This window comes from Streptomonospora sediminis (assembly GCF_054778995.1).
Map to the genome: position 1 here is coordinate 78,436 of NZ_BAAGYZ010000112.1, position 21,145 is coordinate 99,580.

The window sequence follows — 21,145 nt, forward strand, 5'->3', positions numbered from 1 at the left end:
CTTAGCCGGCGGACAACCGTTCGGTCGTCGCCGCGTGCCCCGCATGCACCGCGTTCCGGCGGGGCGCGGCGGTCCGGGGGGTCACTCGGTGTCGAGGATCGGGTCGTCGCCGGTGGCGGTGTCGTCGGGGCCGGTGGTGGGCGTGCCGCCATCGCCGGCGGAGTCGTCCTCGCCGGAGGTGTCGCCGGGCGGTGTGGTGGAGTCGCCGGTGGAGCCGTCGCCGGGCTGCTCCGGCGGGGGGTGCTCGCCGGGGGCGGTGGGCCGGCCGCTAGGGCCGCACCCGGAGCGGGAGCCGGACGTGCCGGATCCCCCGCCGGGACCGCCCGTTGCCGTGCCGCCTGCCGACGACGTGGGTTTCGGGTTGTGCGTGGGTTCGGTGCCCGAGATGCAGTGCTCGGTGGTTCCGTAGGACTGCGTTTCGTCGTCGGGATCAGCGGGTGTGCCGGGGTCGGCGGTGGGTTCGGCGCCGCCGCTGGGGCGGTCGGCGGGGTCTTCCTGCTCGGGCGGGGTTTCGCCGGTGAGGGCGTCCTTGTCGCTGGCGCCGTTGTCGCCGCCGCCCGAGCCGCCCTGGCCGCTTTGGGCCGGTGAGGTCAGCGACTGCGGCAGGATCTGGTCGCGAACCTGCGGCGCGCCCATCAGCACCGAGCCGACGATCAGCGCAGCGGCCCCCACCGCGAGCGAAGGGCGCAGCCACGGGGCGTTGAACAGCGCGGCGAACCAGCCGCTGCGCTGCTGGGTGCGGGCCCGGATCGCGTTCAGCGCCTCCGGGGAGGAATCGACGGAACCGGCCTCGGCGCGCAGGATGGCGCGGAGCCGTTCTTCGATGGAGTCGTCGGGTGGTTCGGTCATGTCGTCTGCTCCAGAACCGAGCGGAGCGCGGCTATCCCCCGTGCGGTATGACTCTTGACTGCGCCGCGGCTGATGCCCATCGCATCGGCGATCTGCGCCTCGGAGAGGTCGCCGTAGTACCGGAGCACGATCGCCTCACGCTGGCGGGTGGGCAGGTCGCGCAGAGCGTCGATGACGGCCGCTCGCTCCAGTTCGCCCATGGCGCCCTGTTCGGCGCTGGGAGCGTCGGGCATGGCTTTGGGCGCGTGCTTTTCTACCACGGCCCGGTGCCGGAGCACAGACCTGGCCCGGTTGACGACCGATTGGCGCAGATACGACAGGGCCTTGTTCGGGTCGCGCAGCCGCCGCCACGCGCCGTGCATCGCGACGAAGGCGTCCTGGACGACTTCCTCGGCGGTGGCGATGTCGCGAACGAGCAGGGTGGCGAGCCGGACCAGCGGGCGGTACTGCGTGCTGTAGAGCTGGGTGACGGCTTGGTCGGCATCCCAATCGACCGCTACCGGCGCTGCGGGGGCCCCTGCGACCATTGTTTCAGTCACGTCCGTTTGACGCGCGCCCTTGTCGTCCGGTTTACGAAAGGGCATACCTGTACTTCTCGTTCCGCCTCGTTGTCGCCGAGACGCGGTGCCGTCGACCGGCCACCGCATCCTGTCCTTGGCACGCGGCACGACATCGCCCCACCGCCTGAGTCCCTCCACCGAACCGCCGACCGTACGGGCGGCTGCACCCGAAGTTGCGCGGAGCAACAGAATAGCCCGAGCCCCGGCGGCTGCGGCGCGGCCGGGCGTCCGGCCGCTCGCCCGCGCCGGCGGGGGAGCGGACGGGTGGACGGGCGGGCGTGCGGGGAGGCCTCACGGAAGCACCACCTGGCCGAGGGGACGGCTGTTGAGGGGACGACGGCACGACGCACACCGTAGAAGATCGTGCACGCGCTTGGCAGCAGGACCGTCGAACAGGGCCGCCAACGGGGGCGCCGGCCGCGGGAACGGAACCCGGCCGCAGCACCTGGTGCGCTGTGCACCACCCCCTGCTGGGGCATCATGGAGGCGCGGCCTGCACGCCCGGGCGCAGCCCGGCCGCACCGGCGGCGGCGAACGCCCGGCGGCCAGTGGCCGTAGATTGCACCCAGACCACGGAAAGGCCCAACGGTGACCACGACCGAGCCCGACTGCCTGTTCTGCAAGATCGCCGCAGGCGAAGTGCCCGCCGAGATCGTCCGCGAGGGCGAACGAGTCCTGGCGTTCCGCGACATCAACCCGCAGGCGCCCACGCACGTGCTGGTCATTCCGCGCCGGCACTATCCCGACGCGGTCTCGGCGGCGCGGGAGGACACCGGCGTCATGGACGAGATCGCCCGCGAGGCCCACGCCATCGCCGCGGCCGAGGGCATCGACTCGACCGGCTACCGCCTTGTCTTCAACACCGGGCCCGGTTCCGGGCAGACCGTATTCCACCTCCACTGCCACCTGCTCGGCGGCCGCGGGATGGAATGGCCCCCCGGATAAACCGCTCGGGAGCGTTGCGGCGCCGTTGGTAGACTCGGATACGACGACAGAGTTCGCTGCGATCACTGCGGCCACGGTGGTCACGTCCCCCGCACAACGGGGCCGTGCGACGGGGCGAACCGACTCCAGATCGCGAGAGGCAGGGGCGAGACGGCCGCAAGGCCACATCATGGTCGAGTCAACACAACAGAGCACGCAGGTCAAGATCGCGGTGCCCGAAGAGCACATGATGGTCAACCTGCTGGGCTCGGGCGATGAGCTGCTCCGCACCGTGGAGCGTTCGTTCGACAGCGACATCCATGTTCGCGGCAACGAGATCACGATCAGCGGCAGTCCCGAGGAGACCTCGGTTGTGGTGCGGCTGATCGAGGAGCTGCTCGAACTCGTGAAGAACGGCACCGTGGTCACCCCCGATGCCATCGACCGCACACTGGGCATGCTGCGGTCCCCAGGCGGCGGCGAACGCCCCGCTGACGTGCTCACGCACGACATCCTCTCGGCGCGCGGGCGCACCATCCGTCCCAAAACCCTCAACCAGAAGCACTACGTCGACGCCATCGACCGCCACACGGTGGTCTTCGGCATCGGCCCGGCCGGTACCGGAAAGACCTACCTGGCCATGGCCAAGGCGGTCAAGGCGCTGCAGAACAAGCAGGTCAACCGGATCATCCTGACCCGGCCGGCCGTCGAGGCCGGCGAGCGGCTGGGGTTCCTGCCGGGCACGCTCTACGAGAAGATCGACCCCTACCTGCGGCCGCTCTACGACGCCCTGCACGACATGCTGGCGCCGGAGTCGATCCCCAAGCTGATGTCGGCGGGCACGATCGAGGTCGCACCGTTGGCCTACATGCGCGGGCGCACGCTCAACGACTCCTTCATCATCCTCGACGAGGCGCAGAACACCTCGCCCGAGCAGATGAAGATGTTCCTGACACGCCTGGGCTTCGACTCCAAGATCGTGGTGACCGGCGACGTCACGCAGGTCGACCTGCCCAACGGAACCTCCAGCGGGCTGCGCACGATCGAGCACATCCTGCACGGTGTCGACGACATCGGGTTCTGCCGGCTGAACAGCACGGACGTGGTGCGGAACAAGCTGGTCAGCGCCATCGTCGACGCCTATGGTCGGTATGACAGCCAGCAGAACGGCTCCCAGGGCGCGCGCGGGCGCACAGGCGCGGCCCGGTCCCAACCGAGCACCGGCACCCCGGGGTGACCGGCGCGGGCGCCCCGCCGCACAGCGCGGTCGGGGCGCCCACGCGTTCCCGTCTGCGGTACCGACCACGAAACGAAGGCGCACTGAGCAATGAGTATTGACGTCGCGAACGAGTCCGGCGTCCCCGCCGACGAGGAGCGGCTGGCCCGGTTGGCCCGCTACGTCCTGGACGCCATGCGGATCCACCCGCTGGCGGAGCTGTCGCTCGTCCTCGTCGACGAGGAACCGATGACGGAGCTGCACGTGCGCTGGATGCAGGAGCCCGGCCCCACCGATGTGCTCTCGTTCGCAATGGACGAGCTGCGCCCCGGCGGGCAGGAGCGCGTCTCCGAGCCGGGCGTGCTGGGCGATGTCATCATCTGCCCGCAGGTCGCCGAGCGCCAGGCCGACAAGGCCGGCCACAGCACGCAGGAGGAGATCGACCTGCTGTGCACGCACGGCATCCTGCACCTTCTCGGCTACGACCACGCAGAACCCGACGAGCACAAGGAGATGTTCGGGCTGCAGGCCGAACTGCTGACGGGTTGGCGGGCCGCTGACACCGCCGCGGCCGATCGAGAGCAGGAGAGGGAAGACACCGCCCGATGATCCCCGGATCACCGGGGCCGGCCGCTGCGGCCGGCCCGGGACACCTGGCCGCAGCCGCGGCGCAGGCTCCGTTCGACCCGGTCTACGCGTTTCCGGCCGCGGCGGTGTTCGCCCTGGCCGCCGCGTTCTTCGTGAGCGCCGAAGTGGCCGTCACCCGCACCGCCGGGATGGAGAGCGAGACCCCCGACGACGACAGCGCAGGCGCCCGCCGGCTGCGCAAGGTCGCCGCCGACCCCACCGCGCACCTGAACACGGTGCTGCTGCTGCGGGTGGCCTGCGAGGTACTGGCGGCGGTTTCGCTCGCAGTGGGCTTCATCGGCTGGCTGGGCGCGGGCTGGGCGGCGGCGCTGTGCACGGTGCTGCTGATGATCGTCGTCGACTACGTGTTCGTCGCGGTCACCCCGCGCATCCTGGGCCGGCAGTTCGCCGCCTCGGTGGCGGCGGCCAGCGTGAACGTCCTCGCCCCCGCCGCACCGGTGGTGGGGCCCCTCGCACAGGGCCTGGTCAAGGTGGGGCGCTCGCTGACGCCGCGCAACATCGGCGACCGCAGCGGCCCATTCACCAGCGAGAGCGAACTGCGCCGCCTGGTCGACCTGGCCGAGCGCGGCCACGTCATCGACGCCGACGAACGCCAGATGATCCATTCGGTGTTCAAACTCGACGACACCTCGGTGCGCGAGGTCATGGTGCCGCGCACCGACATCGTCTTCGTCGAACGCGGCGCGTCCCTGGACGAAGGGCTCTCCCTGGCGCTGCGCAGCGGGTTCTCCCGGATCCCGGTCACCGGCGAAGACGAGGACGACGTCGTCGGCATCGTCTACCTCAAAGACGTGATCGCCCGGCTGCGCCGGGAGTGGGGGCGCGGGACCGTCCCGGAGCCGGCGGCCCCGGCCGGGGAGTACCCCGGCGCCGCAGGCGGCACCGAAACGGTCGGCGAAGTGATGCGCGCCGCCTCCTACGTGCCCGACACCAAGCCCATCGACGAACTGCTGCGCGACATGCAGCAGCGGCGCATCCACGTCGCGGTGGTCATCGACGAGTACGGCGGCACGGCCGGACTGGTCACCATCGAGGACATCGTCGAGGAGATCGTCGGCGAGATCACCGACGAGTACGACGACGAGGTCCCGCCCATCGAGCGCCTGGACGAGCGCCGCACCCGCGTCACCGCCCGCCTGCCGCTGGGCGAACTGGCCGAGCTGTACGGGACCGAGCTCGATGCGCCCGACGTCGAGACCGTCGGCGGGCTGCTGGCCTATGCCCTGGGGCGGGTGCCCATCACCGGGTCCCAGGCCGTCTACGCTGGGTTGCGGCTGACCGCCGAGGACACGGTGGGACGCCGCAACCAGACCGCCACCGTCCTGGTCGAGGAACTGGAGCCCGCGCACACCGAAGAGGAGTGAGACCGGCTCCCGCCGCCTGCGGCGTCCTACCGCCGCCGGCGGTGCCGCCGTGCGGGGCGCCAACGTTTCCGACCGCGCCCGTATCGGTGCAACCGGCAGGCCCGTACGGGCCGGTGCAAACCGGGTGCACCCGCGGGCCCGCCAACCGCCGCCCCGTGACCGCGAACCCGCTGCAAGGAGAGTGCAGACCGTGACCGAAACCGCCGTCCCCGATGAAATCGGCCCCGAGGACGAGAAGCTGATCACCCTCGCGCGCAGCTCCCGCGCCCGCACCCAGGCCGTCGAAGGCGCCGCCGTGCGCGACGAGACCGGCCGCACCTACACGGCGTGCACGGTTGCGCTGCCGTCGCTGAAACTGACCGCGCTGCAGGCCGCCATCGCCGCTGCCGTCTCCAGCGAGGCCGGCGCACTGGAGGCCGCGGCCGTGGTCACCCAGGCCACCGAAGTCGCCGACGCCGATCGGGCGGCGGCAGCCGACATGAAGACGCCCCTGGTCGTCCTCGCCGCCCCCGACGGCACACCCACCGCCGCCCTGCGCACCTGAGCGCACCGGCGCCCGACCCGCGGCGGTGGCGTCCGCCGCGGTAGCAGACGAGACTGGAGAGATGGACGACCTCGACCTGGAGAAGCTGCGGACCCCGCTGGAGATGCCCTCTTACCCCGAGGGCTTCCGCAGCGGGTTCGCCTGCTTCGTCGGCCGGCCCAATGTGGGCAAGTCGACCCTGATGAACGCGCTGGTGGGCCAGAAAGTGGCCATCACCAGTACCCAGCCGCAGACCACCCGCCGCACCGTGCGCGGGATCGTGCACCGCGACGACGCCCAGCTCATCGTCGTGGACACCCCCGGACTGCACAAGCCGCGCACGCTGCTGGGGGAGCGGCTGGACAGCCTGGCGCGGTCGACGCTGGTCGAGGTCGACGTGATCGGGTTCTGCATCCCCGCCGACGAACCGATCGGGCGGGGTGACACCTACATCGCCCGCGAACTCGCGGCGCAGCGGCGGACCCCGGTGGTCGCGCTGGTCACCAAGACCGACCGCACCGACCGGGCGGCGGTCTCCGCGCAGCTGCTGGCCGTGTCGCAGCTCGGCGAGTGGGCCGACATCGTGCCGGTCTCGGCCGAGTCCGGTTTCCAGACCGACACGGTCGCCGACGTGCTCTGCGGGCACCTGCCCGAGGGGCCGCCGCTCTACCCCGGCGGCGACCTCACCGACGAACCCGACGAAATGCTGGTGGCCGAGCTGATCCGCGAGGCCTCGCTGGAGGGCGTCCGCGACGAGCTGCCGCACTCCATCGCGGTCGTGGTGGAGGAAATGGCGATGCGCGCCGACACCCGCCCGGGGCGCGAGATGGTCGACATCTATGCGTCGCTGTACGTCGAGCGCCCCAGCCAGAAGGCGATCGTGATCGGCGCGAAAGGGGCGCGGCTGCGCGAGGTCGGTTCGGTCGCGCGCCGCCACATCGAGGCGCTCCTGGGCTGCAAGGTGTACCTGGACCTGCGGGTGCGGGTGGCCAAGGACTGGCAGCGCGACCCCAAGCAGTTGCGGCGGCTCGGGTTCGACCAGCAGACCTGAGCGCCGGGCCGCGCGCCGGCCCGGCCGGTTGAGCCGCTTGAGCCGCCGGCAGGGCGGCACCGCTGCGGGGCTCGGTCCTTCGCGGCCGGGCGCGGCCGGCTGGGGGCGGGCGGCGCCGTACCTCTGGTCGGGCGCTCCGCCGACTCTTTGGACTTGGGGCCAGGGCGCCGCGGTCAATCGCGGTGGTCGAGGTCGCCGGCCAGGGCCAGTGCGGCCCGGCGCACGATCGGCGCGGCCCGGTCGACGAAATCCCAGCTCACCCGGGCTTCGGGTCCCGAAATGGAGACCGCCATCATCGCCGGGCCGCCCTGCACCGGAACGGCGACGCAGCGCACCCCGATCTCCTGTTCGCCGTCGTCGATGGCATATCCCCGCTCGCGGATGCGGTGCATCTCGGCGAGGAAGGTGTCGGCGGTGGTGATGGTGCGGTCGGTGGCGGCGGGCATGCCGGTGCGGCGCAGGGCCGCCAGCGCCTCCTGCTCGGGGAGCTGGGCGAGCAGCGCCTTGCCCACGCCCGCCGAGTGCACCGGCACGCGTCTGCCGACCTCGGTGAACATCCGCATCGCGTGCGGGGACGGCGCTTGGGCGACGTAGACGACCTTGTCGCCGTCGAGCATGGCGAGGTTGGCGGTTTCGCCGAGTTCGTCGACGAGGTGGCTCAGATGCGGCCGCGCCCAGGTGCCCAGCATCCGCGAGGCGCTGTCGCCCAGCCCGATCAGGCGCGGCCCCAGCGCGTAGCGCCGCGACGGGAGCTGGCGCACGTACCCGTTGGTGAGCAGGGTGCGGATGATGCGGTGGATGGTGGGCAGCGGCAGCCCGGACGTTTCGGCGAGCTGGCTGAGCGAGACCTCGCCGCCGGCATCGGCCATGATCTCCAGCAGGGCGAACGCGCGGTCCAGCGACTGCACACCGCCCGAGCGCACCTTGGGTTCGGGGTCGGCGCCGGCCGCCGCCTGTGACGTAGCCACGTTGCTGCTCCCATCCGCTCGGTGCCGGCGGTCGCGGCGCCCGGTGCGCAGCGAGGGCCCGCCGGCCGCTGTGTCTGTTGCGCAGTTCGATCCTTTTCGAATTGTAAAAGCCGCCGTTCGCCATATGGAAGCGGGGCGCCAACCGGCCTCTCTAGCGGCCCCTTGGCCTGCCGGTGTCCGCCCGAGTCCGCCCGCGGATCCGGTGGCGGCCGGTCGCGACCCTAGGAGTCCCGGCCGTGTGCCGTCACGCGGATCGGCCGGATCAGGCGCTGCGGGCGGTCCGGGCGGGCAGGCGGTCGGGCGGAGGCGCCTGCCGGTGGCGGGACGGATCGGGCGCCGCGGAAACCACCGCGGATGGTTGACAACCCTGCGGGCGTGCCGCAAACTCCGATTGATTCCTTGAAGTGAAAAGTGAATTCCACATTACGAAAACTAACAAGGAATCAATGATTGCCCCGGATGCCCATTCGAGGAGGCGGGCGATGAGCCACTCGCTGTCCTACACCGTCAACTGTTCGCTGCTGTTCACCGAACTCCCGCTGCACCGGCGGCCGGCCGCCGCCCGGCAAGCGGGGTTCGAAGCCGTCGAGTTCTGGTGGCCCTTCGAGACCGCCGTGCCCCCCGACGCCGAGGTCGACGGGTTCGTCGCCGCCATCGAGGACGCCGGCGTCCGCCTCACCGGGCTGAACCTGTTCGCCGGGCGCCTGCCCGGGCCCGATCGCGGGATCCTCAGCCATCCCGACCGGGTGGCCGAGTTCCGCGACAACCTCGACGTCGTCGCCGGCATCGCCGAACGCACCGGGACAACGGCCTTCAACGCGCTCTACGGTCTGCGCCAGGAGGGCGTCGACCCCGCCGAACACACCGAGACCGCACTGCAGAACACCGCCGCCGCGGCCAAGACCCTGGCGGCCGCCGGCGGCACCGTCCTCATCGAGCCCATCAGCGGCGCCGCCGACTACCCCCTGACCACCGCCGTCGCAGGGCTCGCCTTTGCGGCCGCCGCGCGCGAATCCGGCGCGGCCAACGTCGCGCTGCTGGCCGACCTGTTCCACCTCGCGGTCAACGGCGACAACGTCGCGGCCGTCGTGCGCGACCACGCCGCCGCATTCGGCCACATCCAGATTGCCGACGTGCCCGGACGCGGCGAGCCCGGCAGCGGCGAATTGCCGCTCATGGACCTGCTGGCGGTGGCGCAGGAGAACGGCTACAGCGGGCACGTGGGCCTGGAGTACAAGCCCACGGTCGCCACCGCCGAAAGCTTCGGCTGGCTGCGCGGCTGAGCCCGGCACCGCCCGCCGCCGCTCCCACCCCCACCCCCGGCGCTTCTGCGCAGGAGAAAGGCGAGGAACAGCCATGTCCCAATCCCGCACCATCGCATTCATCGGGCTCGGCATCATGGGCCTGCCCATGGCCGCCAACCTGGCCGCGGCCGGGTTCGACGTACGCGGCTACGACCGCAACCCTCAACAGGCCGACCGCCTCGCCGCCAAGGGCGGCACCCCGGCCCGGACTCCCGCCGAAGCGGTCGCCGGCGCCGGCACCGTCATCACCATGGTCCCCGACTCGCCCGATGTCGAAGCGGCCATGTTCGCCGCGGGCGGCGTCTTCGACAGCGCGGCCCCCGGCACGCTGGTCGTCGATATGAGCACCATCCGACCCGACACGGCGCGCGCCGTGGCCGCCCAGGGCGCCGAGCGCGGCCTGCGGGTGCTGGACGCGCCCGTCAGCGGCGGCGAGGCCGGGGCGGTCGAAGGAGTGCTGTCGATCATGGCCGGAGGCGACCCGGCCGACTTCGGCGCCGCTGCGGAGGTGTTCGCCCCGCTGGGCACCGCCGTGCTGGTGGGTCCGGCAGGCGCCGGGCAGACCGTCAAGGCGGCCAACCAGCTCGTCGTCGCCGGCAACATCCAGCTCGTCGCCGAGGCGCTGGTGTTCCTGGAGGCGCACGGTGTCGAGACAGAGGCCGGCCTGCGCGTCCTCAACGGGGGACTGGCGGGCAGCACCGTGCTCACCCGCAAGGGCGAGGCCATGCGCCACCGCCGGTTCGAACCGGGATTCCGCATCGAGCTGCACGACAAGGACATGGGCATCGTCACCGCCGCCGCACGCGCGGCCGGCGTGCCCGTGCCGATGGGTTCGCTGGTGGCGCAGTTCATCGGCGCGCTGAAGGCCCAGGGCCACGGCGGCCTGGACCACTCGGCGCTGCTCAAGGTGGTCGACCAGCTCGCAGCCGAGCAGAAATAGCAGCAGTAGCAGAAGCAGCAGTACGGACAGGGCCGCCGGCAGGAGCGGACCCGTGCCGCGGTGTCCGCGGCCGGGCGCCCCGGGTGTTGGCCGCACCCGGTGATCCGCCGGCGGCCCCGGCACCCCCACTGAACAGAACCACTGGCAACAGAGAGGCGCAGCAAACCATGGTACAGATGCCCGCGATGAACGCCGTGGTCGAAGTCCTCAAGTCCGAGGGCGTCGACACCGCGTTCGGTTGTCCGGGAGCAGCCGTCCTGCCGCTCTACAAGGCACTCGAAGAGGTGGGCGGTATCGAGCACCTGACCGTCCGCCACGAGGAGGGCGCCACCCACATGGCCGACGGTTGGGCACGCACCACCGGCGGTGTCGGGGTGGCCATCGGCACCTCCGGTCCCGCCGGGACCAACATGATCACCGGCCTTTACACCGCGATGGCCGACTCCGTCCCGATGGTCTGCATCACCGGCCAGAACGTCTCGACCAAACTGCACCAGGAGGCCTTCCAGGCGGTCGACATCACCGCGATCGCCGCTCCGGTGACCAAGTGGGCGGTCCAGCTCAAGGAAGCGGGCCAGGCACCGTGGATTTTCCGCGAGGCGTTCCGGATCGCCCGCCAGGGGCGCCCCGGGCCGGTGCTGGTCGACCTGCCGCTGGACATCGCGCAGCAGACCATCACCTACGACCCGGCCATCGACGCGCCCCTGGGGCTGCACCCGGTGCTGCCGCACCCGCCGCGCGTCGAACGCGCCCTGGACATGCTGCTGGCCGCCGAACGGCCGCTCATCCTGGCCGGCGGCGGCGTGGTCATCGCCGAGGCCGCCGACGCGCTGCGCGCGGTCGCCGAGTACTTGAGCGTGCCCGTACAGACCACGCTCATGGGCAAGGGCGCCTTCGACGAGGACAGCCCGCTGTTCGCCGGCATGGCCGGGATCCAGACGTCGCAGCGCTACGGCAACGCCTCGTTCCTGGAGTCGGACCTGGTCCTGGCGGTGGGCGCGCGTTTCGGCGACCGCCACACCGGCACGCTGGACGTGTACCGCGGCGAGCGGGCGTTCATCCACGTCGACGTCGAACCCACCCAGATCGGCCGGGTCTTCGAGCCCGACCTGGGCGTGGTCTCCGACGCCGGGGTGTTCCTGCGGGAGTTGGCCCGCAGCGCCGCCCGGCGCGGCTGCGCCCGCGAGTCCGGTCGGTGGGTGCAGCGGGTCGGCCGGCTCAAGGCGGAACTGGGCCGCCGCGAGGACTTCGACTCGGTCCCCATCAAGGCGCCGCGGGTCTACAAGGAGATCAACGAGGCGTTCGGGCCGGAGACCTACTTCGTCACCGCGATCGGCCTGTACCAGATTTGGGGCGGCCAGCACCAGAAGGCCCACCTGCCGCGCCACTACCAGGTGTGCGGCCAGGCCGGTCCGCTGGGCTGGGAGATCCCCGCGGCCATCGGCGTGCAGAAGGCGCTGGCGCGCACCGATCCCGAAGCCGAGGTGGTCGGGGTCGTCGGCGACTACAGCTTCCAGTACACAGTGGAGGAGTTGGCGGTTGCCGCCCAGTACGACGTGCCGTTCGTGGTCATCATGCTCAACAACGAATACCTCGGGCTGATCCGCCAGGCCGAGATCCCCTACGGCATGAATTACCAGGTCGACATCCACTACGACACCCACGGCACCGACAACGTCGCGATCATGGCGGCCTACGGGTGCACCGGGTGCCGGGTCACCGAGCCCGGCGCCATCCGCGGCGCGATCGACTGGGCGCGCAAGGAGGCCCGGCGCACGTCGCGGCCGGTGCTGGTGGAGGTCATGATCGAGCGCGAGGCCAACACGCCGCACGGACCGGCCATCGACGCCGTCAGCGAGTTCGAACCGCTGCCGGGCGCCGCCGGCTGACCGCGGTCCGGCCGCGGCCCGAACGGCGAGCGGGCCGCGGCCGGAACCCCCGTTGGCGGGCGCAGCAGGCGCAGCGGCCCCCGGTCGGCGAAGCGGCGCCCGGGGGTCTGCTAGTGTGGCGGGCACTATGCTGCGTGAGCTGCTCCTCCTTAGTGGCCGCGGCGGGGGTCGGTAGACAGGTCGGCTCCCTCGCCGCGGAGCTTTGGCGTGTTCAGGTCGGCCGTCACACCGCGAGCCCTCGCAAGGAGCCTTTTCCATGGTCCCGCAGCAGCAACCCAGTTCCATGCCTTTCCAGCGCTACCGCCCTTTCCCCGCGGTCGATCTGCCCGACCGCGCCTGGCCGGCCAAGACCATCTCCGCCGCCCCGCGCTGGCTGTCGACCGACCTGCGCGACGGCAACCAAGCGCTGATCGAACCGATGGATCCCCAGCGCAAACACGAGATGTTCGCGCTGCTGGTCAGCATGGGATACAAGGAGATCGAGGTCGGCTTCCCGGCCGCCAGCCAGACCGACTTCGACTTTGTACGCAGCCTGATCGAGGGCGACCTCATCCCCGATGACGTGCAGATCTCGGTGCTGACCCAGGCCCGCCCCGACCTGATCGAACGCACCGTGCAGAGCCTGGTGGGCGCCGAGCGCTCGACCGTGCACCTGTACAACGCCACCGCACCGGAGTTCCGCCGCGTCGTCTTCGGCGTCGACCGCGACGCCTGCAAGGCCATCGCCGTCGACGGAACCCGCGCGGTCATGGACTGCATCGAGCGCTACCTGGGCGACTCCGCCTACGTTGGCTACGAGTACTCGCCCGAGATCTTCATCGACACCGAGCTGGACTTCGCCCTGGAGGTCTGCGAGGCCGTCATGGACGTGTGGCGGCCCGGACCCGGCCGCGAGATCATCCTCAACCTCCCGGCGACCGTCGAACGGGCGACCCCCAACGTCTACGCCGACCAGATCGAGTGGATGAGCCGCAACCTGTCGCGGCGCGAGCACGTGTGCCTGTCGGTGCACCCGCACAACGACCGGGGCACCGGCATCGCATCGGCCGAGCTGGGCGTGATGGCCGGCGCCGACCGGGTCGAGGGCTGCCTGTTCGGCCACGGCGAGCGCACCGGCAACGTCGACCTGATCACCCTGGGCATGAACCTGTTCAGCCAGGGCGTCGACCCCATGATCGACTTCTCCGACCTGGACTCCGTGCGGCGCACCGTCGAGCACTGCACCCAACTGCCCGTCGCGCCGCGCCACCCCTACGGCGGCGACCTGGTCTACACCGCCTTCTCCGGCTCCCACCAGGACGCCATCAAGAAGGGCCTGAGCGCGCTGGAGGACGACGCGGCCGCCGCGGGCACCCCGGTGGCCGACCACCCGTGGCAGGTGCCCTACCTGCCCATCGACCCCAAGGACGTGGGCCGCGACTACGAGGCCGTCATCCGGGTCAACAGCCAGTCGGGCAAGGGCGGGGTGTCCTACATCCTGTACCGCGACCACGCGCTGGAGGTGCCGCGCCGCCTGCAGATCGAGTTCTCCCACCAGGTCCAGGAGTTCACCGACGCCGAGGGCGGCGAGTTCACCGGCGACCGGATCTGGGAGATCTTCTCGGCCACCTACCTCGGCGACGACGGGCCCGTGGGCGTGCTGGCGCACCGTTCGCAGCCGGCCGGCGACGGCGCCTACCGCATCAGCGCCGACGTGCGGGTGCACGATGAGATCCGCGAGGTCGCCGGTACCGGCCAGGGGCCGATCTCGGCGTTCTGCGACGCGCTGACCGACGTCGACATCAAGGTCCAGGTGCTGGACTACGTCGAGCACTCGCTGGACGTGGGCAGCGACGCGCGCGCCGCCGCCTACGTCGAGGCCGAGATCGACGGGCGCACCGTGTGGGGCGTGGGTATCCACCACAACATCACCACGGCGTCGCTGAAGGCGGTGTGCAGCGCCATCGGCCGGGCCCACGCCGAAGCCGCCAAGACCCGGCAGGGCTGATCCGGCGGGATCGGCAGGCCGATCCGCCGCACGGTGGCGCCGGCGGCCCGCGCCGGCGCCACCGCAGCGCCGCGGAAACGGTCACCGCGCCGCCGGCCGGTACTTAATCGCGGCCGAAGTTCTGCGCCCACTTGGTGTCGGTTTCGCCGACCCCCACCTCGGTGTTGTCGCAGTTGAGGATGTTGGCGCGGTGGCCGGGGCTGTTCATCCACCCCTCCATCACCGCTTCGGCCGAGGAGTAGCCCGCGGCGACGTTCTCGCCGGACCACGCCTGGTAGCCGACCGCTGCGGCGCGCTCGGCGGGGCTCTCGCCGTCGAGGCTCTCGTGGGCCATGTAGTCGTGCTCGGCCATGTCGCGGCTGTGGGCCTCGGATGCGGCGGTCAGTTTGGGATCCAGGGACAGCGGCCCGCACCCGGCCTCGGCGCGCTCGTCGTTGGCGAGGGCCACGACCTGCTTGGCCAGCGGCGAGGCCGATGAGCCGCCGCCGGGGCCGCCGCCGGAGCCCGGGGAGCCGCCGGAATCCTGCTGGGAGTCCCCGGAACCGGAGTCCTCCTGCTCGCCGTCGGGCTGCTGCGAGGGAGCGATGGTGGCGCCGCCCTCGGCCACCCCGTCGGGTGTGGGGGATCCGCCACCGCCGGTGCCCGAACCGGGGCCCGATCCCGCGCCGCCGCCCGGTGCCGGGCTCTGGCCGCCGTCGCCGCGGTCATCGAAGAAGTCGTCCGGAGCGGTCGGCGGCAGGGCCTCGTCGGCCCCGTTGGGCGCGCCCGCTCCGGCTTGGGCGCCCTGGGTCAGCGGGTTGGCGGTGGGCGGCCCGGCGGCAATGACCAGCGCGGCCGCGAGTCCCAGGCCCACCGGTACGGCCACTAGTGCTCCGATGAGCGGCCGCCGCAGGCCGCGCCCGCTGCGGGGTTCCGGTGCGGAAGGGCGGCGCGGGGTCCGCTCGTGGTCCCGGTTGCCACTCGTCCTGCGCTGTCGGCGCCGTCCTCGTGCCATGGCGTCGAGCCCCTGTCCGGTCGGGAATTGTGAGCTGCCAGGCCGTGATCGTAGAGCAAATCGAGATAGAAGGGGAGTATTAGCCGTGATTTGCCGGATTTACGCTTGTCTCGGGTGATAAGCGGGGCGGTTTCGTGCGCGGGCGGCCGCCCGCGGCCCGCAACGGCCGCGCGGGCCCGCGTTCCGGCGCCCGCGGCGCGTCCGTTCCGCCCGACGTGCACGTTCGGGCCCGCGGATCCGCGACAATGGAAGGGTGAGCCTTTACCGTGACGAAGGAGTCGTCCTCCGCGCCCAGAAGCTGGGCGAGGCCGACCGCATCGTCACGCTGCTGACCCGGCGCACCGGCCTGGTCCGGGCGGTGGGCAAGGGCGTCCGGCGCACCAAATCGCGCTTCGGCGCCCGCCTGGAGCCCTTCAGCCACGTCGACCTGCAGCTCTACACCGGCCGCACACTCGACGTGATCACTCAGGCCGAGACCGTGCGTGCCTATGGCGAGTCCATCGTCAGCGACTACTCGCGCTACACCGCGGCCACCGCCATGCTGGAGACCGCCGAGAAGGTCGTCGTGGTCGAGAAGGACCCCGCCCTGCGGCAGTTCCTGCTGCTCATCGGGGCACTGCGCACCCTGGGCGAGGGCACCCACGACTCCCGGCTGGTCCTGGACGCCTACCTGCTGCGTTCACTCGCGGTCGCCGGCTACGCCCCCGCGCTGCAGGAGTGCGCGCAGTGCGGTTCGCACGGCCGGCACCGCGCCTTTGCCGTGCACGCCGGCGGGTCGGTGTGCTCGGTGTGCCGTCCCCACGGCGCCACCCACCCCGCCGGCGAGACCCTCCAACTGATGCTGGCCCTGCTCGGCGGCGACTGGCCCGCGGCCGACACCAGCCAGGAGCGCCACCGCAACGAGTGCAGCGGGCTGGTGGCCGCTTACCTCCAGTGGCACCTGGAGAACGGAATCCGATCGCTGCGTCTTGTGGAGCGCTCTTGAGCCTGTTCGATACATCAGCCCGGGCCTACCGGCCGCCCAACCCGCATCCCAGCGGGGTCCGGCCGCCGCAATTGCCCAAGGAGCTGACACCCGACCACGTTGCGATCGTCATGGACGGCAACGGCCGCTGGGCCAAGGAACGCGGCCTCGCCCGCACCGAGGGCCACCGGGCCGGCGAAAGCTCGCTGTTCGACGTCGTCGAAGGCGCGTTGGAACTGGGCGTCGGCAACCTGTCGGCCTATGCGTTCTCCACCGAGAACTGGAAACGCTCGCCCGACGAGGTCCGCTTCCTCATGGGCTTCAACCGCGAGGTGATCCGCCGCCGCCGCGACGAGCTGCACTCCATGGGGGTGCGGGTCCGCTGGGCCGGGCGGCGCGGGCGCCTGTGGAAGAGCGTCATCTCCGAGCTTGAGGACGCCGAGGAGATGACCAAGGACAACACCGCGCTGACCCTGCAGTTCTGCGTCAACTACGGCGGCCGCGCCGAAATCGCCGACGCGGCGGCGGCTCTTGCCCGCAAGGCAGCCGAAGGCCGCCTGAACCCCGACCGCATCACCGAGTCCATGCTCGCCAAGCAGCTCGACGAGCCCGGAATCCCCGACGTCGACCTGTTCCTGCGCTCCTCCGGCGAGCAGCGCATCTCCAACTTCCTGCTGTGGCAGTCGGCCTACGCCGAAATGGTGTTCCTGGACACCCTCTGGCCCGATTTCGACCGGCGCCACCTCTGGCACGCCTGCGAAATCTACGCCAGCCGCGACCGCCGCTATGGCGGCGCCGTGCCCAACCCGGTCGAACCGCAGCCGCAGAGCGCTGAGGACGCGCAATGAGCCTGCTCGACCCCAGCCGCCGCACCCTCGACTACGTCGCGTTGGGCGACAGCTTCACCGAAGGCGTGGGCGACCCCTACCCGGGCGGGCCCGGCGGCGGGCCGCTGCATTACCGCGGCTGGGCCGACCGCACCGCCGAACACCTGGCCGCGCGCGTGCCGGGCCTGCGTTATGCCAACCTCGCCGTGCGCGGCAAGGTGATGCGCCAGGTCGTGGCCGACCAGCTTCCCCGCGCCGCCGAACTCGCCCCCGATCTGGCCAGCATCTCCGCCGGCGGCAACGACCTGCTGCGGCCCGGCGCCGACCCCGACCAGCTCGCCCGCGTTCTGGAGCAGGCGGTGCGGCGCCTGCGCGGCGCGGGAGCCGACGTCGTGCTGTTCACCGGGGTCAACTTCAGCGCCGGCTACATGCGGCTGCGCATCGGCATGTTCGCCCGCTACTATCTGAACATCCGCGCCATCGCCGACCGCAACGGCTGCTACCTGGTCGACCAGTGGTCCATGCAAGCGCTGACCGACCCCCGGGCCTGGGACGCCGACCGGCTGCACATGTCGCCCGAGGGCCACCGCAGGCTGGCGTTGAAGGTCTGCGAGACCCTCGGTGTCCCGGTCGAGGGCAGCGGCGACGATGCCTGGCCGCCGGCGCCTGCGCCGGACCGCCGTTCGGCGCGCCGCGCCGATGTGCAGTGGGCCCGCGAGCATTTGGTGCCGTGGGTGGGGCGCCGGCTCACCGGGCGCTCCTCCGGCGACTCGGTCGCGGCCAAGCGCCCCGATCTGGAGCCGGTCGCCCCGCCCGAGCACACCGGTGCGCCCGCCGCCGAGGGCGGCCGCACGGACCGCCGAACCGAGTAGCCGCCGCCGGTGCGGCCACCGCCCGACCGCACGTGAGAGTCGTTACAGTATGCGCCCGACCCCGGAACCTACCGTCGCGTAACCCGAGGCCCGAGGTGCATCATCGATTGACATGAGCGGTTTTGCGAACGGGAGCGGCATCATCTCCTACGTCGCGTTGGGCGACAGCTTCACCGAGGGCATGGACGACCCTTACCCCGGCACGGCCGAGACCGACCCGGCACGTTTCCGGGGCTGGGCCGACCGCCTTGCCGAGCATCTGGCCACCACCTGCGGCGAGGTCCGCTACGCCAACCTCGCCGTGCGCGGGCGGCTCATCCGCCAGGTCGTCGAGCAGCAGGTACCGCGCGCCGTGGAGCTGCGCCCCGACCTGGTCACCCTGTGCGCCGGCGGCAACGACATCATCCGCCCCGGCGGCGACCCCGACCTGACCGCGCGGATCTTCGAGGCCGCGGTAAAGCAGCTTGCCGCCACCGGGGCGCACATCGTCATCTTCACCGGGATGGACACCGGCTTCCAACCGGTGATGCGCCACCTGCGCGGCAAGATCGCCACCTACAACATGAACCTGCGGGCGATCGCCGACGACCACGGCTGCGACGTCGTGGACCTGTGGGGAATGCGGGTGCTGCAGGACCGCCGCGCCTGGAGCGGCGACCGGCTGCACCTCTCGCCCGAGGGGCACCGCCGCATCGCGCTGCGGGTCTGCGAGCTGCTGGACGCCTGCCCCACCGCCGACTGGCGCGAGCCCTGGCCCGCCGAGCAGCCGCGGCCCTGGAGCGCGGCCCGCCAGGAGGACCTGCACTGGGCCCGGGAGTTCCTGGTGCCCTGGATCGGCCGCCGGCTGACCGGGCGTTCCTCCGGCGACGGCCGTGCGGCCAAGCGCCCCGAACTCGAGCGGCTGCAGCCCGCGCGGCGGTCAGGCTGAGCCCCGCGGCCCTTGGCCGTGGGCGTACCTGCCCGCACTTGTTCCGCCGGCCCGGTTCTGCAGGCGGGCCGGCAGGGCGCCCTAGCGGCGCCGCGCAAAACCGCCCGCGCCGGCGGGATCAGCGCGCGGCGCAGGCGCCGCAGGTACCGAAGACCTCGACGGTGTGGGTGACGTCGGTGAATCCGTGCTGGGTGCCCACGGTCTCGGCCCACCGTTCGACGGTCGGCCCCTCGACCTCGACGGCCTTGCCGCAGCTGCGGCAGACCAAGTGGTGGTGGTGGGACTCGGTGATGCAGGCGCGGTAAACGGCCTCGCCGTCGTCGGTGCGCAGGACGTCGATCTCGCCGGAGTCGCTGAGGGCCTGCAGCGCCCGGTAGACGGTGGTCAGGCCGATCTTGGAGCCCTCGGAGCGCAGGTCCGCGTAAAGGTCCTGGGCACTGCGGAACCCGGTGCTCTCATTGAGGGCCTGGCGTACGGTCTCGCGTCGTGTGCTCATGGTGTTACGCCCCCCTCATCGGTCTGGGGAATGGTACCCGGATCCGGCGGGTCGGCGCTCCGCCCTGTGGCGCGGACGGCTCCGCGCATACTGCGGAGCAGGTACCCGCCGACGACCGCAACCGCGAATACGGCCAGCGCGATCAGCACGATGGCGGCCCCGGGGGCGACGTCGACGTAGTAGGCGGTCGAGAGCCCGCTCAGCGCGGCAACCGTGCCGATGGCCACGGCCACCGCCAGGGTGACCCGGAAGCTGCGGCTGAGCTGCTGCGCGGCCGCCACGGGCACCACCATGAGCGCGCTGACCAGCAGCACACCCACCACCCGCATCGCAAGGACCACGGTCAGGGCGGCGGTGATGGCCAGGATCAGGCTCAGCAGGCGCACCGGCAGGCCGTGGGCGCGGGCGACCTCTTCGTCCTGGCAGAGCACGAACAGTTCGCGGCCGAAGTAGCCGATGGTGCCCAGCACCAGCACCGCCAGCGCGATCACCAGCACGATGTCGCCGCTGCTGACCGTGCTGACCGATCCGAACAGGTAGGCGGTCAGGGTGGCGGTGGTGGCGCCCGGCGCGAGCCCGATCAGCAGCACCCCGCCGGCGATGCCGCCGTAGAACAGCAGCGCCAGCGCGAGGTCGCCGCTGGTGCGCGCACGTACCCGCACGAGCTCGATCAGCGCCGCACCCGCAGCGGCCACGATCGCGGCGGTGGCGACCGGGGAGGTGCTGGTGAGAAAGCCGAGCGCGACGCCGGTGAGGGCGACGTGGCCGATGCCGTCGCCGAGCAGCGCCAGCCGCCGCTGCACCAGGAACGTGCCGATGATCGGCGCGACCATGCCCACCAGTGCCGCAGCCAGCAGCGCCCTGCGCATGAAGTCGAGCTGGAGCATCTCAGCCACGGGGGGAGACCTCGATGCCGGGCAGGGCCGCAGCCGCGGACGGGGGATCGGCGTGGGGGTGCACGTGCTCGTGGCCCGGCCGCGCGCAGTCGCCCTCGGGCGGGGGAGGCGCGCCGTCGTGGGTGATGTGCCCGCCGGAAAGGGTGATGCTGCGCTCGATGAGCGGTTCCAGCGGGCCGAGTTCGTGCAGCACCAGCACGATGGTGGCGCCCTGGCGGCCGAGCAGCGTGATGGTGTTGGCGAGCGCCCGCTGGCTGGCGGAGTCGACCCCGGCCATGGGTTCGTCCATGAGGAAGGTGTCGGGCTTGGCGGCGAGGGCGCGGGCGATCAGCACCCGCTGCTGCTGGCCGCCGGAGAGTTCGTGCACGGAGTCGCGGGCGCGGTCGGCGAGGTCGACCGCCTCAAGCGCCTCGGCGGCCGCGGTGCGGTCGGCGGCGGTGGTGCGGTGCAGCCGGCGCCGCCGCGACACCTGGCCGGAGGCCACGACCTCGCGCACGGTGGCGGGCACGCCGCCGCCGGCGGAGAGCCGCTGGGGCACATAGCCGATCCGGGGCCAGTCGCGGAAGCGGCGCAGGGCGGTGCCGTGCAGGTCGACACGGCCGGCGGTGAGCGGGACCAGGCCCAGCATCGCGCGCATCAGCGTGGATTTGCCCGAGCCGTTGGGGCCGAGGATGGCCAGGGTCTGGCCCGCGGGGACTTCCAGGCTCAGGCCGTCGAGGACGGGGACGCGGTCGTAGGCGACCGCGGCGTCGACCACGCGGATGGCCGGCGCGGCACCGGAGGAGGTGCGGCCGGCGGCGGAGCCGGTGGCGGTAAGGGTGGGCACTCCCCAAGTATGGAAGAAAACGAAAACGGTTGTCAAAATGTGACCCTCAGGCCTTGCGGTACACCGGCGGGGTTGGCACCGCCGCCGCGCCTGAGCCGAGCGCCTCCCGGCCCGGCAGC

At 72.0% G+C, this 21,145-nt stretch carries 21 protein-coding genes; 14 read left to right on the top strand and 7 right to left on the bottom strand.

The window, feature by feature from the left end; genetic code table 11:
* Nucleotides 1-81: 81 nt before the first annotated feature.
* Nucleotides 82-849 (bottom strand): hypothetical protein, encoded by a 768-nt coding sequence (locus ACYVD5_RS21735; RefSeq protein ID WP_461002957.1) that lies wholly within the window; start codon nucleotides 847-849, stop codon nucleotides 82-84.
* The gene (locus ACYVD5_RS21740; RefSeq protein WP_461003000.1) at nucleotides 846-1,376 is read right to left on the bottom strand and encodes a SigE family RNA polymerase sigma factor; all 531 of its coding nucleotides are present in this window, start codon (nucleotides 1,374-1,376) and stop codon (nucleotides 846-848) included. Before ACYVD5_RS21740 ends, ACYVD5_RS21735 begins: the two co-directional genes overlap by 4 nt.
* A 621-nt stretch (nucleotides 1,377-1,997) precedes the next feature.
* On the opposite strand from ACYVD5_RS21740, the gene ACYVD5_RS21745 reads away from it, so the two are divergent.
* From ACYVD5_RS21745 to era, 6 genes are all read left to right on the top strand, one after another.
* The gene (locus ACYVD5_RS21745; RefSeq protein WP_461002958.1) at nucleotides 1,998-2,354 is read left to right on the top strand and encodes a histidine triad nucleotide-binding protein; all 357 of its coding nucleotides are present in this window, start codon (nucleotides 1,998-2,000) and stop codon (nucleotides 2,352-2,354) included.
* 169 nt (nucleotides 2,355-2,523) lie between these two features.
* Nucleotides 2,524-3,570 (top strand): PhoH family protein, encoded by a 1,047-nt coding sequence (locus tag ACYVD5_RS21750; protein WP_461002959.1) that lies wholly within the window; start codon nucleotides 2,524-2,526, stop codon nucleotides 3,568-3,570.
* A 90-nt stretch (nucleotides 3,571-3,660) separates the two neighbouring features.
* Nucleotides 3,661-4,158: an rRNA maturation RNase YbeY gene (gene ybeY / locus ACYVD5_RS21755; protein WP_461002960.1), complete on the top strand. Its 498-nt coding sequence runs from the start codon at nucleotides 3,661-3,663 to the stop codon at nucleotides 4,156-4,158.
* Nucleotides 4,155-5,561 (top strand): hemolysin family protein, encoded by a 1,407-nt coding sequence (locus ACYVD5_RS21760; protein ID WP_461002961.1) that lies wholly within the window; start codon nucleotides 4,155-4,157, stop codon nucleotides 5,559-5,561. Before ybeY ends, ACYVD5_RS21760 begins: the two co-directional genes overlap by 4 nt.
* 190 nt (nucleotides 5,562-5,751) lie before the next feature.
* A complete protein-coding gene (locus ACYVD5_RS21765) occupies nucleotides 5,752-6,105 on the top strand; it encodes a cytidine deaminase (protein WP_461002962.1) in 354 nt (117 codons plus the stop codon).
* Nucleotides 6,106-6,166: 61 nt separating this feature from the next.
* Entirely contained in the window at nucleotides 6,167-7,135 is a 969-nt protein-coding gene (era, locus tag ACYVD5_RS21770; protein WP_461002963.1) for a GTPase Era, read from the top strand.
* A 173-nt stretch (nucleotides 7,136-7,308) separates the two neighbouring features.
* Here the strand turns inward: era and ACYVD5_RS21775 are convergent, their stop codons facing one another.
* Nucleotides 7,309-8,103: an IclR family transcriptional regulator gene (locus ACYVD5_RS21775; protein ID WP_461002964.1), complete on the bottom strand. Its 795-nt coding sequence runs from the start codon at nucleotides 8,101-8,103 to the stop codon at nucleotides 7,309-7,311.
* Between the two features lie 482 nt (nucleotides 8,104-8,585).
* On the opposite strand from ACYVD5_RS21775, the gene ACYVD5_RS21780 reads away from it, so the two are divergent.
* The 4 genes from ACYVD5_RS21780 to leuA all read left to right on the top strand — a co-directional run bounded on the left by ACYVD5_RS21780 (nucleotide 8,586) and on the right by leuA (nucleotide 14,223).
* Nucleotides 8,586-9,386: a hydroxypyruvate isomerase family protein gene (locus ACYVD5_RS21780; RefSeq protein ID WP_461002965.1), complete on the top strand. Its 801-nt coding sequence runs from the start codon at nucleotides 8,586-8,588 to the stop codon at nucleotides 9,384-9,386.
* 73 nt (nucleotides 9,387-9,459) lie between these two features.
* The gene (locus ACYVD5_RS21785; protein WP_461002966.1) at nucleotides 9,460-10,347 is read left to right on the top strand and encodes an NAD(P)-dependent oxidoreductase; all 888 of its coding nucleotides are present in this window, start codon (nucleotides 9,460-9,462) and stop codon (nucleotides 10,345-10,347) included.
* 167 nt (nucleotides 10,348-10,514) lie between these two features.
* On the top strand, nucleotides 10,515-12,236 hold the full coding sequence (gene gcl / locus ACYVD5_RS21790) for a glyoxylate carboligase (RefSeq protein ID WP_461002967.1): 1,722 nt from the start codon (nucleotides 10,515-10,517) through the stop codon (nucleotides 12,234-12,236).
* 256 nt (nucleotides 12,237-12,492) lie between these two features.
* Nucleotides 12,493-14,223, top strand: a complete 1,731-nt coding sequence (gene leuA, locus ACYVD5_RS21795) for a 2-isopropylmalate synthase (RefSeq protein ID WP_461002968.1) — start codon at nucleotides 12,493-12,495, stop codon at nucleotides 14,221-14,223.
* A 103-nt stretch (nucleotides 14,224-14,326) separates the two neighbouring features.
* Here the strand turns inward: leuA and ACYVD5_RS21800 are convergent, their stop codons facing one another.
* Nucleotides 14,327-15,088 carry a CAP domain-containing protein gene (locus ACYVD5_RS21800; protein ID WP_461002969.1) on the bottom strand — a complete coding sequence of 254 codons (762 nt, stop codon included), beginning with the start codon at nucleotides 15,086-15,088 and terminating at the stop codon, nucleotides 14,327-14,329.
* A 382-nt stretch (nucleotides 15,089-15,470) separates the two neighbouring features.
* Here ACYVD5_RS21800 and recO point away from each other — a divergent pair, with 382 nt between their 5' ends.
* The 4 genes from recO to ACYVD5_RS21820 all read left to right on the top strand — a co-directional run bounded on the left by recO (nucleotide 15,471) and on the right by ACYVD5_RS21820 (nucleotide 18,808).
* Nucleotides 15,471-16,202, top strand: a complete 732-nt coding sequence (gene recO / locus ACYVD5_RS21805) for a DNA repair protein RecO (RefSeq protein WP_461002970.1) — start codon at nucleotides 15,471-15,473, stop codon at nucleotides 16,200-16,202.
* Nucleotides 16,199-17,029: an isoprenyl transferase gene (locus ACYVD5_RS21810; RefSeq protein WP_461002971.1), complete on the top strand. Its 831-nt coding sequence runs from the start codon at nucleotides 16,199-16,201 to the stop codon at nucleotides 17,027-17,029. The genes recO and ACYVD5_RS21810 overlap by 4 nt, the downstream gene beginning before the upstream one ends.
* Complete coding sequence (locus ACYVD5_RS21815; RefSeq protein ID WP_461002972.1) at nucleotides 17,026-17,880, top strand: SGNH/GDSL hydrolase family protein; 855 nt, start codon at nucleotides 17,026-17,028, stop codon at nucleotides 17,878-17,880. Before ACYVD5_RS21810 ends, ACYVD5_RS21815 begins: the two co-directional genes overlap by 4 nt.
* 112 nt (nucleotides 17,881-17,992) lie before the next feature.
* Complete coding sequence (locus ACYVD5_RS21820) at nucleotides 17,993-18,808, top strand: SGNH/GDSL hydrolase family protein (protein WP_461002973.1); 816 nt, start codon at nucleotides 17,993-17,995, stop codon at nucleotides 18,806-18,808.
* Nucleotides 18,809-18,926: 118 nt separating this feature from the next.
* Here the strand turns inward: ACYVD5_RS21820 and ACYVD5_RS21825 are convergent, their stop codons facing one another.
* Genes ACYVD5_RS21825 through ACYVD5_RS21835 form a run of 3 tightly spaced genes read right to left on the bottom strand, consistent with a single transcriptional unit; the run spans nucleotide 18,927 to nucleotide 21,026 of the window.
* Entirely contained in the window at nucleotides 18,927-19,304 is a 378-nt protein-coding gene (locus ACYVD5_RS21825; protein WP_461002974.1) for a Fur family transcriptional regulator, read from the bottom strand.
* Nucleotides 19,301-20,200, bottom strand: a complete 900-nt coding sequence (locus ACYVD5_RS21830; RefSeq protein ID WP_461002975.1) for a metal ABC transporter permease — start codon at nucleotides 20,198-20,200, stop codon at nucleotides 19,301-19,303. Before ACYVD5_RS21830 ends, ACYVD5_RS21825 begins: the two co-directional genes overlap by 4 nt.
* A complete protein-coding gene (locus ACYVD5_RS21835) occupies nucleotides 20,193-21,026 on the bottom strand; it encodes a metal ABC transporter ATP-binding protein (protein ID WP_461002976.1) in 834 nt (277 codons plus the stop codon). Before ACYVD5_RS21835 ends, ACYVD5_RS21830 begins: the two co-directional genes overlap by 8 nt.
* Between the last annotated feature and the right edge of the window lie 119 nt (nucleotides 21,027-21,145).

What these genes read in the sequence shown, in the direction of transcription:
- ACYVD5_RS21735 (WP_461002957.1), bottom strand. Translation starts at nt 849, where the DNA reads ATGACCGAACCACCCGACGACTCCATCGAAGAACGGCTCCGCGCCATC.
- ACYVD5_RS21740 (WP_461003000.1), bottom strand. Translation starts at nt 1,376, where the DNA reads ATGGTCGCAGGGGCCCCCGCAGCGCCGGTAGCGGTCGATTGGGATGCC.
- ACYVD5_RS21750 (WP_461002959.1), top strand. Translation starts at nt 2,524, where the DNA reads ATGGTCGAGTCAACACAACAGAGCACGCAGGTCAAGATCGCGGTGCCC.
- ybeY (WP_461002960.1), top strand. Translation starts at nt 3,661, where the DNA reads ATGAGTATTGACGTCGCGAACGAGTCCGGCGTCCCCGCCGACGAGGAG.
- ACYVD5_RS21760 (WP_461002961.1), top strand. Translation starts at nt 4,155, where the DNA reads ATGATCCCCGGATCACCGGGGCCGGCCGCTGCGGCCGGCCCGGGACAC.
- era (WP_461002963.1), top strand. Translation starts at nt 6,167, where the DNA reads ATGGACGACCTCGACCTGGAGAAGCTGCGGACCCCGCTGGAGATGCCC.
- ACYVD5_RS21780 (WP_461002965.1), top strand. Translation starts at nt 8,586, where the DNA reads ATGAGCCACTCGCTGTCCTACACCGTCAACTGTTCGCTGCTGTTCACC.
- ACYVD5_RS21785 (WP_461002966.1), top strand. Translation starts at nt 9,460, where the DNA reads ATGTCCCAATCCCGCACCATCGCATTCATCGGGCTCGGCATCATGGGC.
- gcl (WP_461002967.1), top strand. Translation starts at nt 10,515, where the DNA reads ATGGTACAGATGCCCGCGATGAACGCCGTGGTCGAAGTCCTCAAGTCC.
- leuA (WP_461002968.1), top strand. Translation starts at nt 12,493, where the DNA reads ATGGTCCCGCAGCAGCAACCCAGTTCCATGCCTTTCCAGCGCTACCGC.
- ACYVD5_RS21815 (WP_461002972.1), top strand. Translation starts at nt 17,026, where the DNA reads ATGAGCCTGCTCGACCCCAGCCGCCGCACCCTCGACTACGTCGCGTTG.
- ACYVD5_RS21820 (WP_461002973.1), top strand. Translation starts at nt 17,993, where the DNA reads ATGAGCGGTTTTGCGAACGGGAGCGGCATCATCTCCTACGTCGCGTTG.
- ACYVD5_RS21825 (WP_461002974.1), bottom strand. Translation starts at nt 19,304, where the DNA reads ATGAGCACACGACGCGAGACCGTACGCCAGGCCCTCAATGAGAGCACC.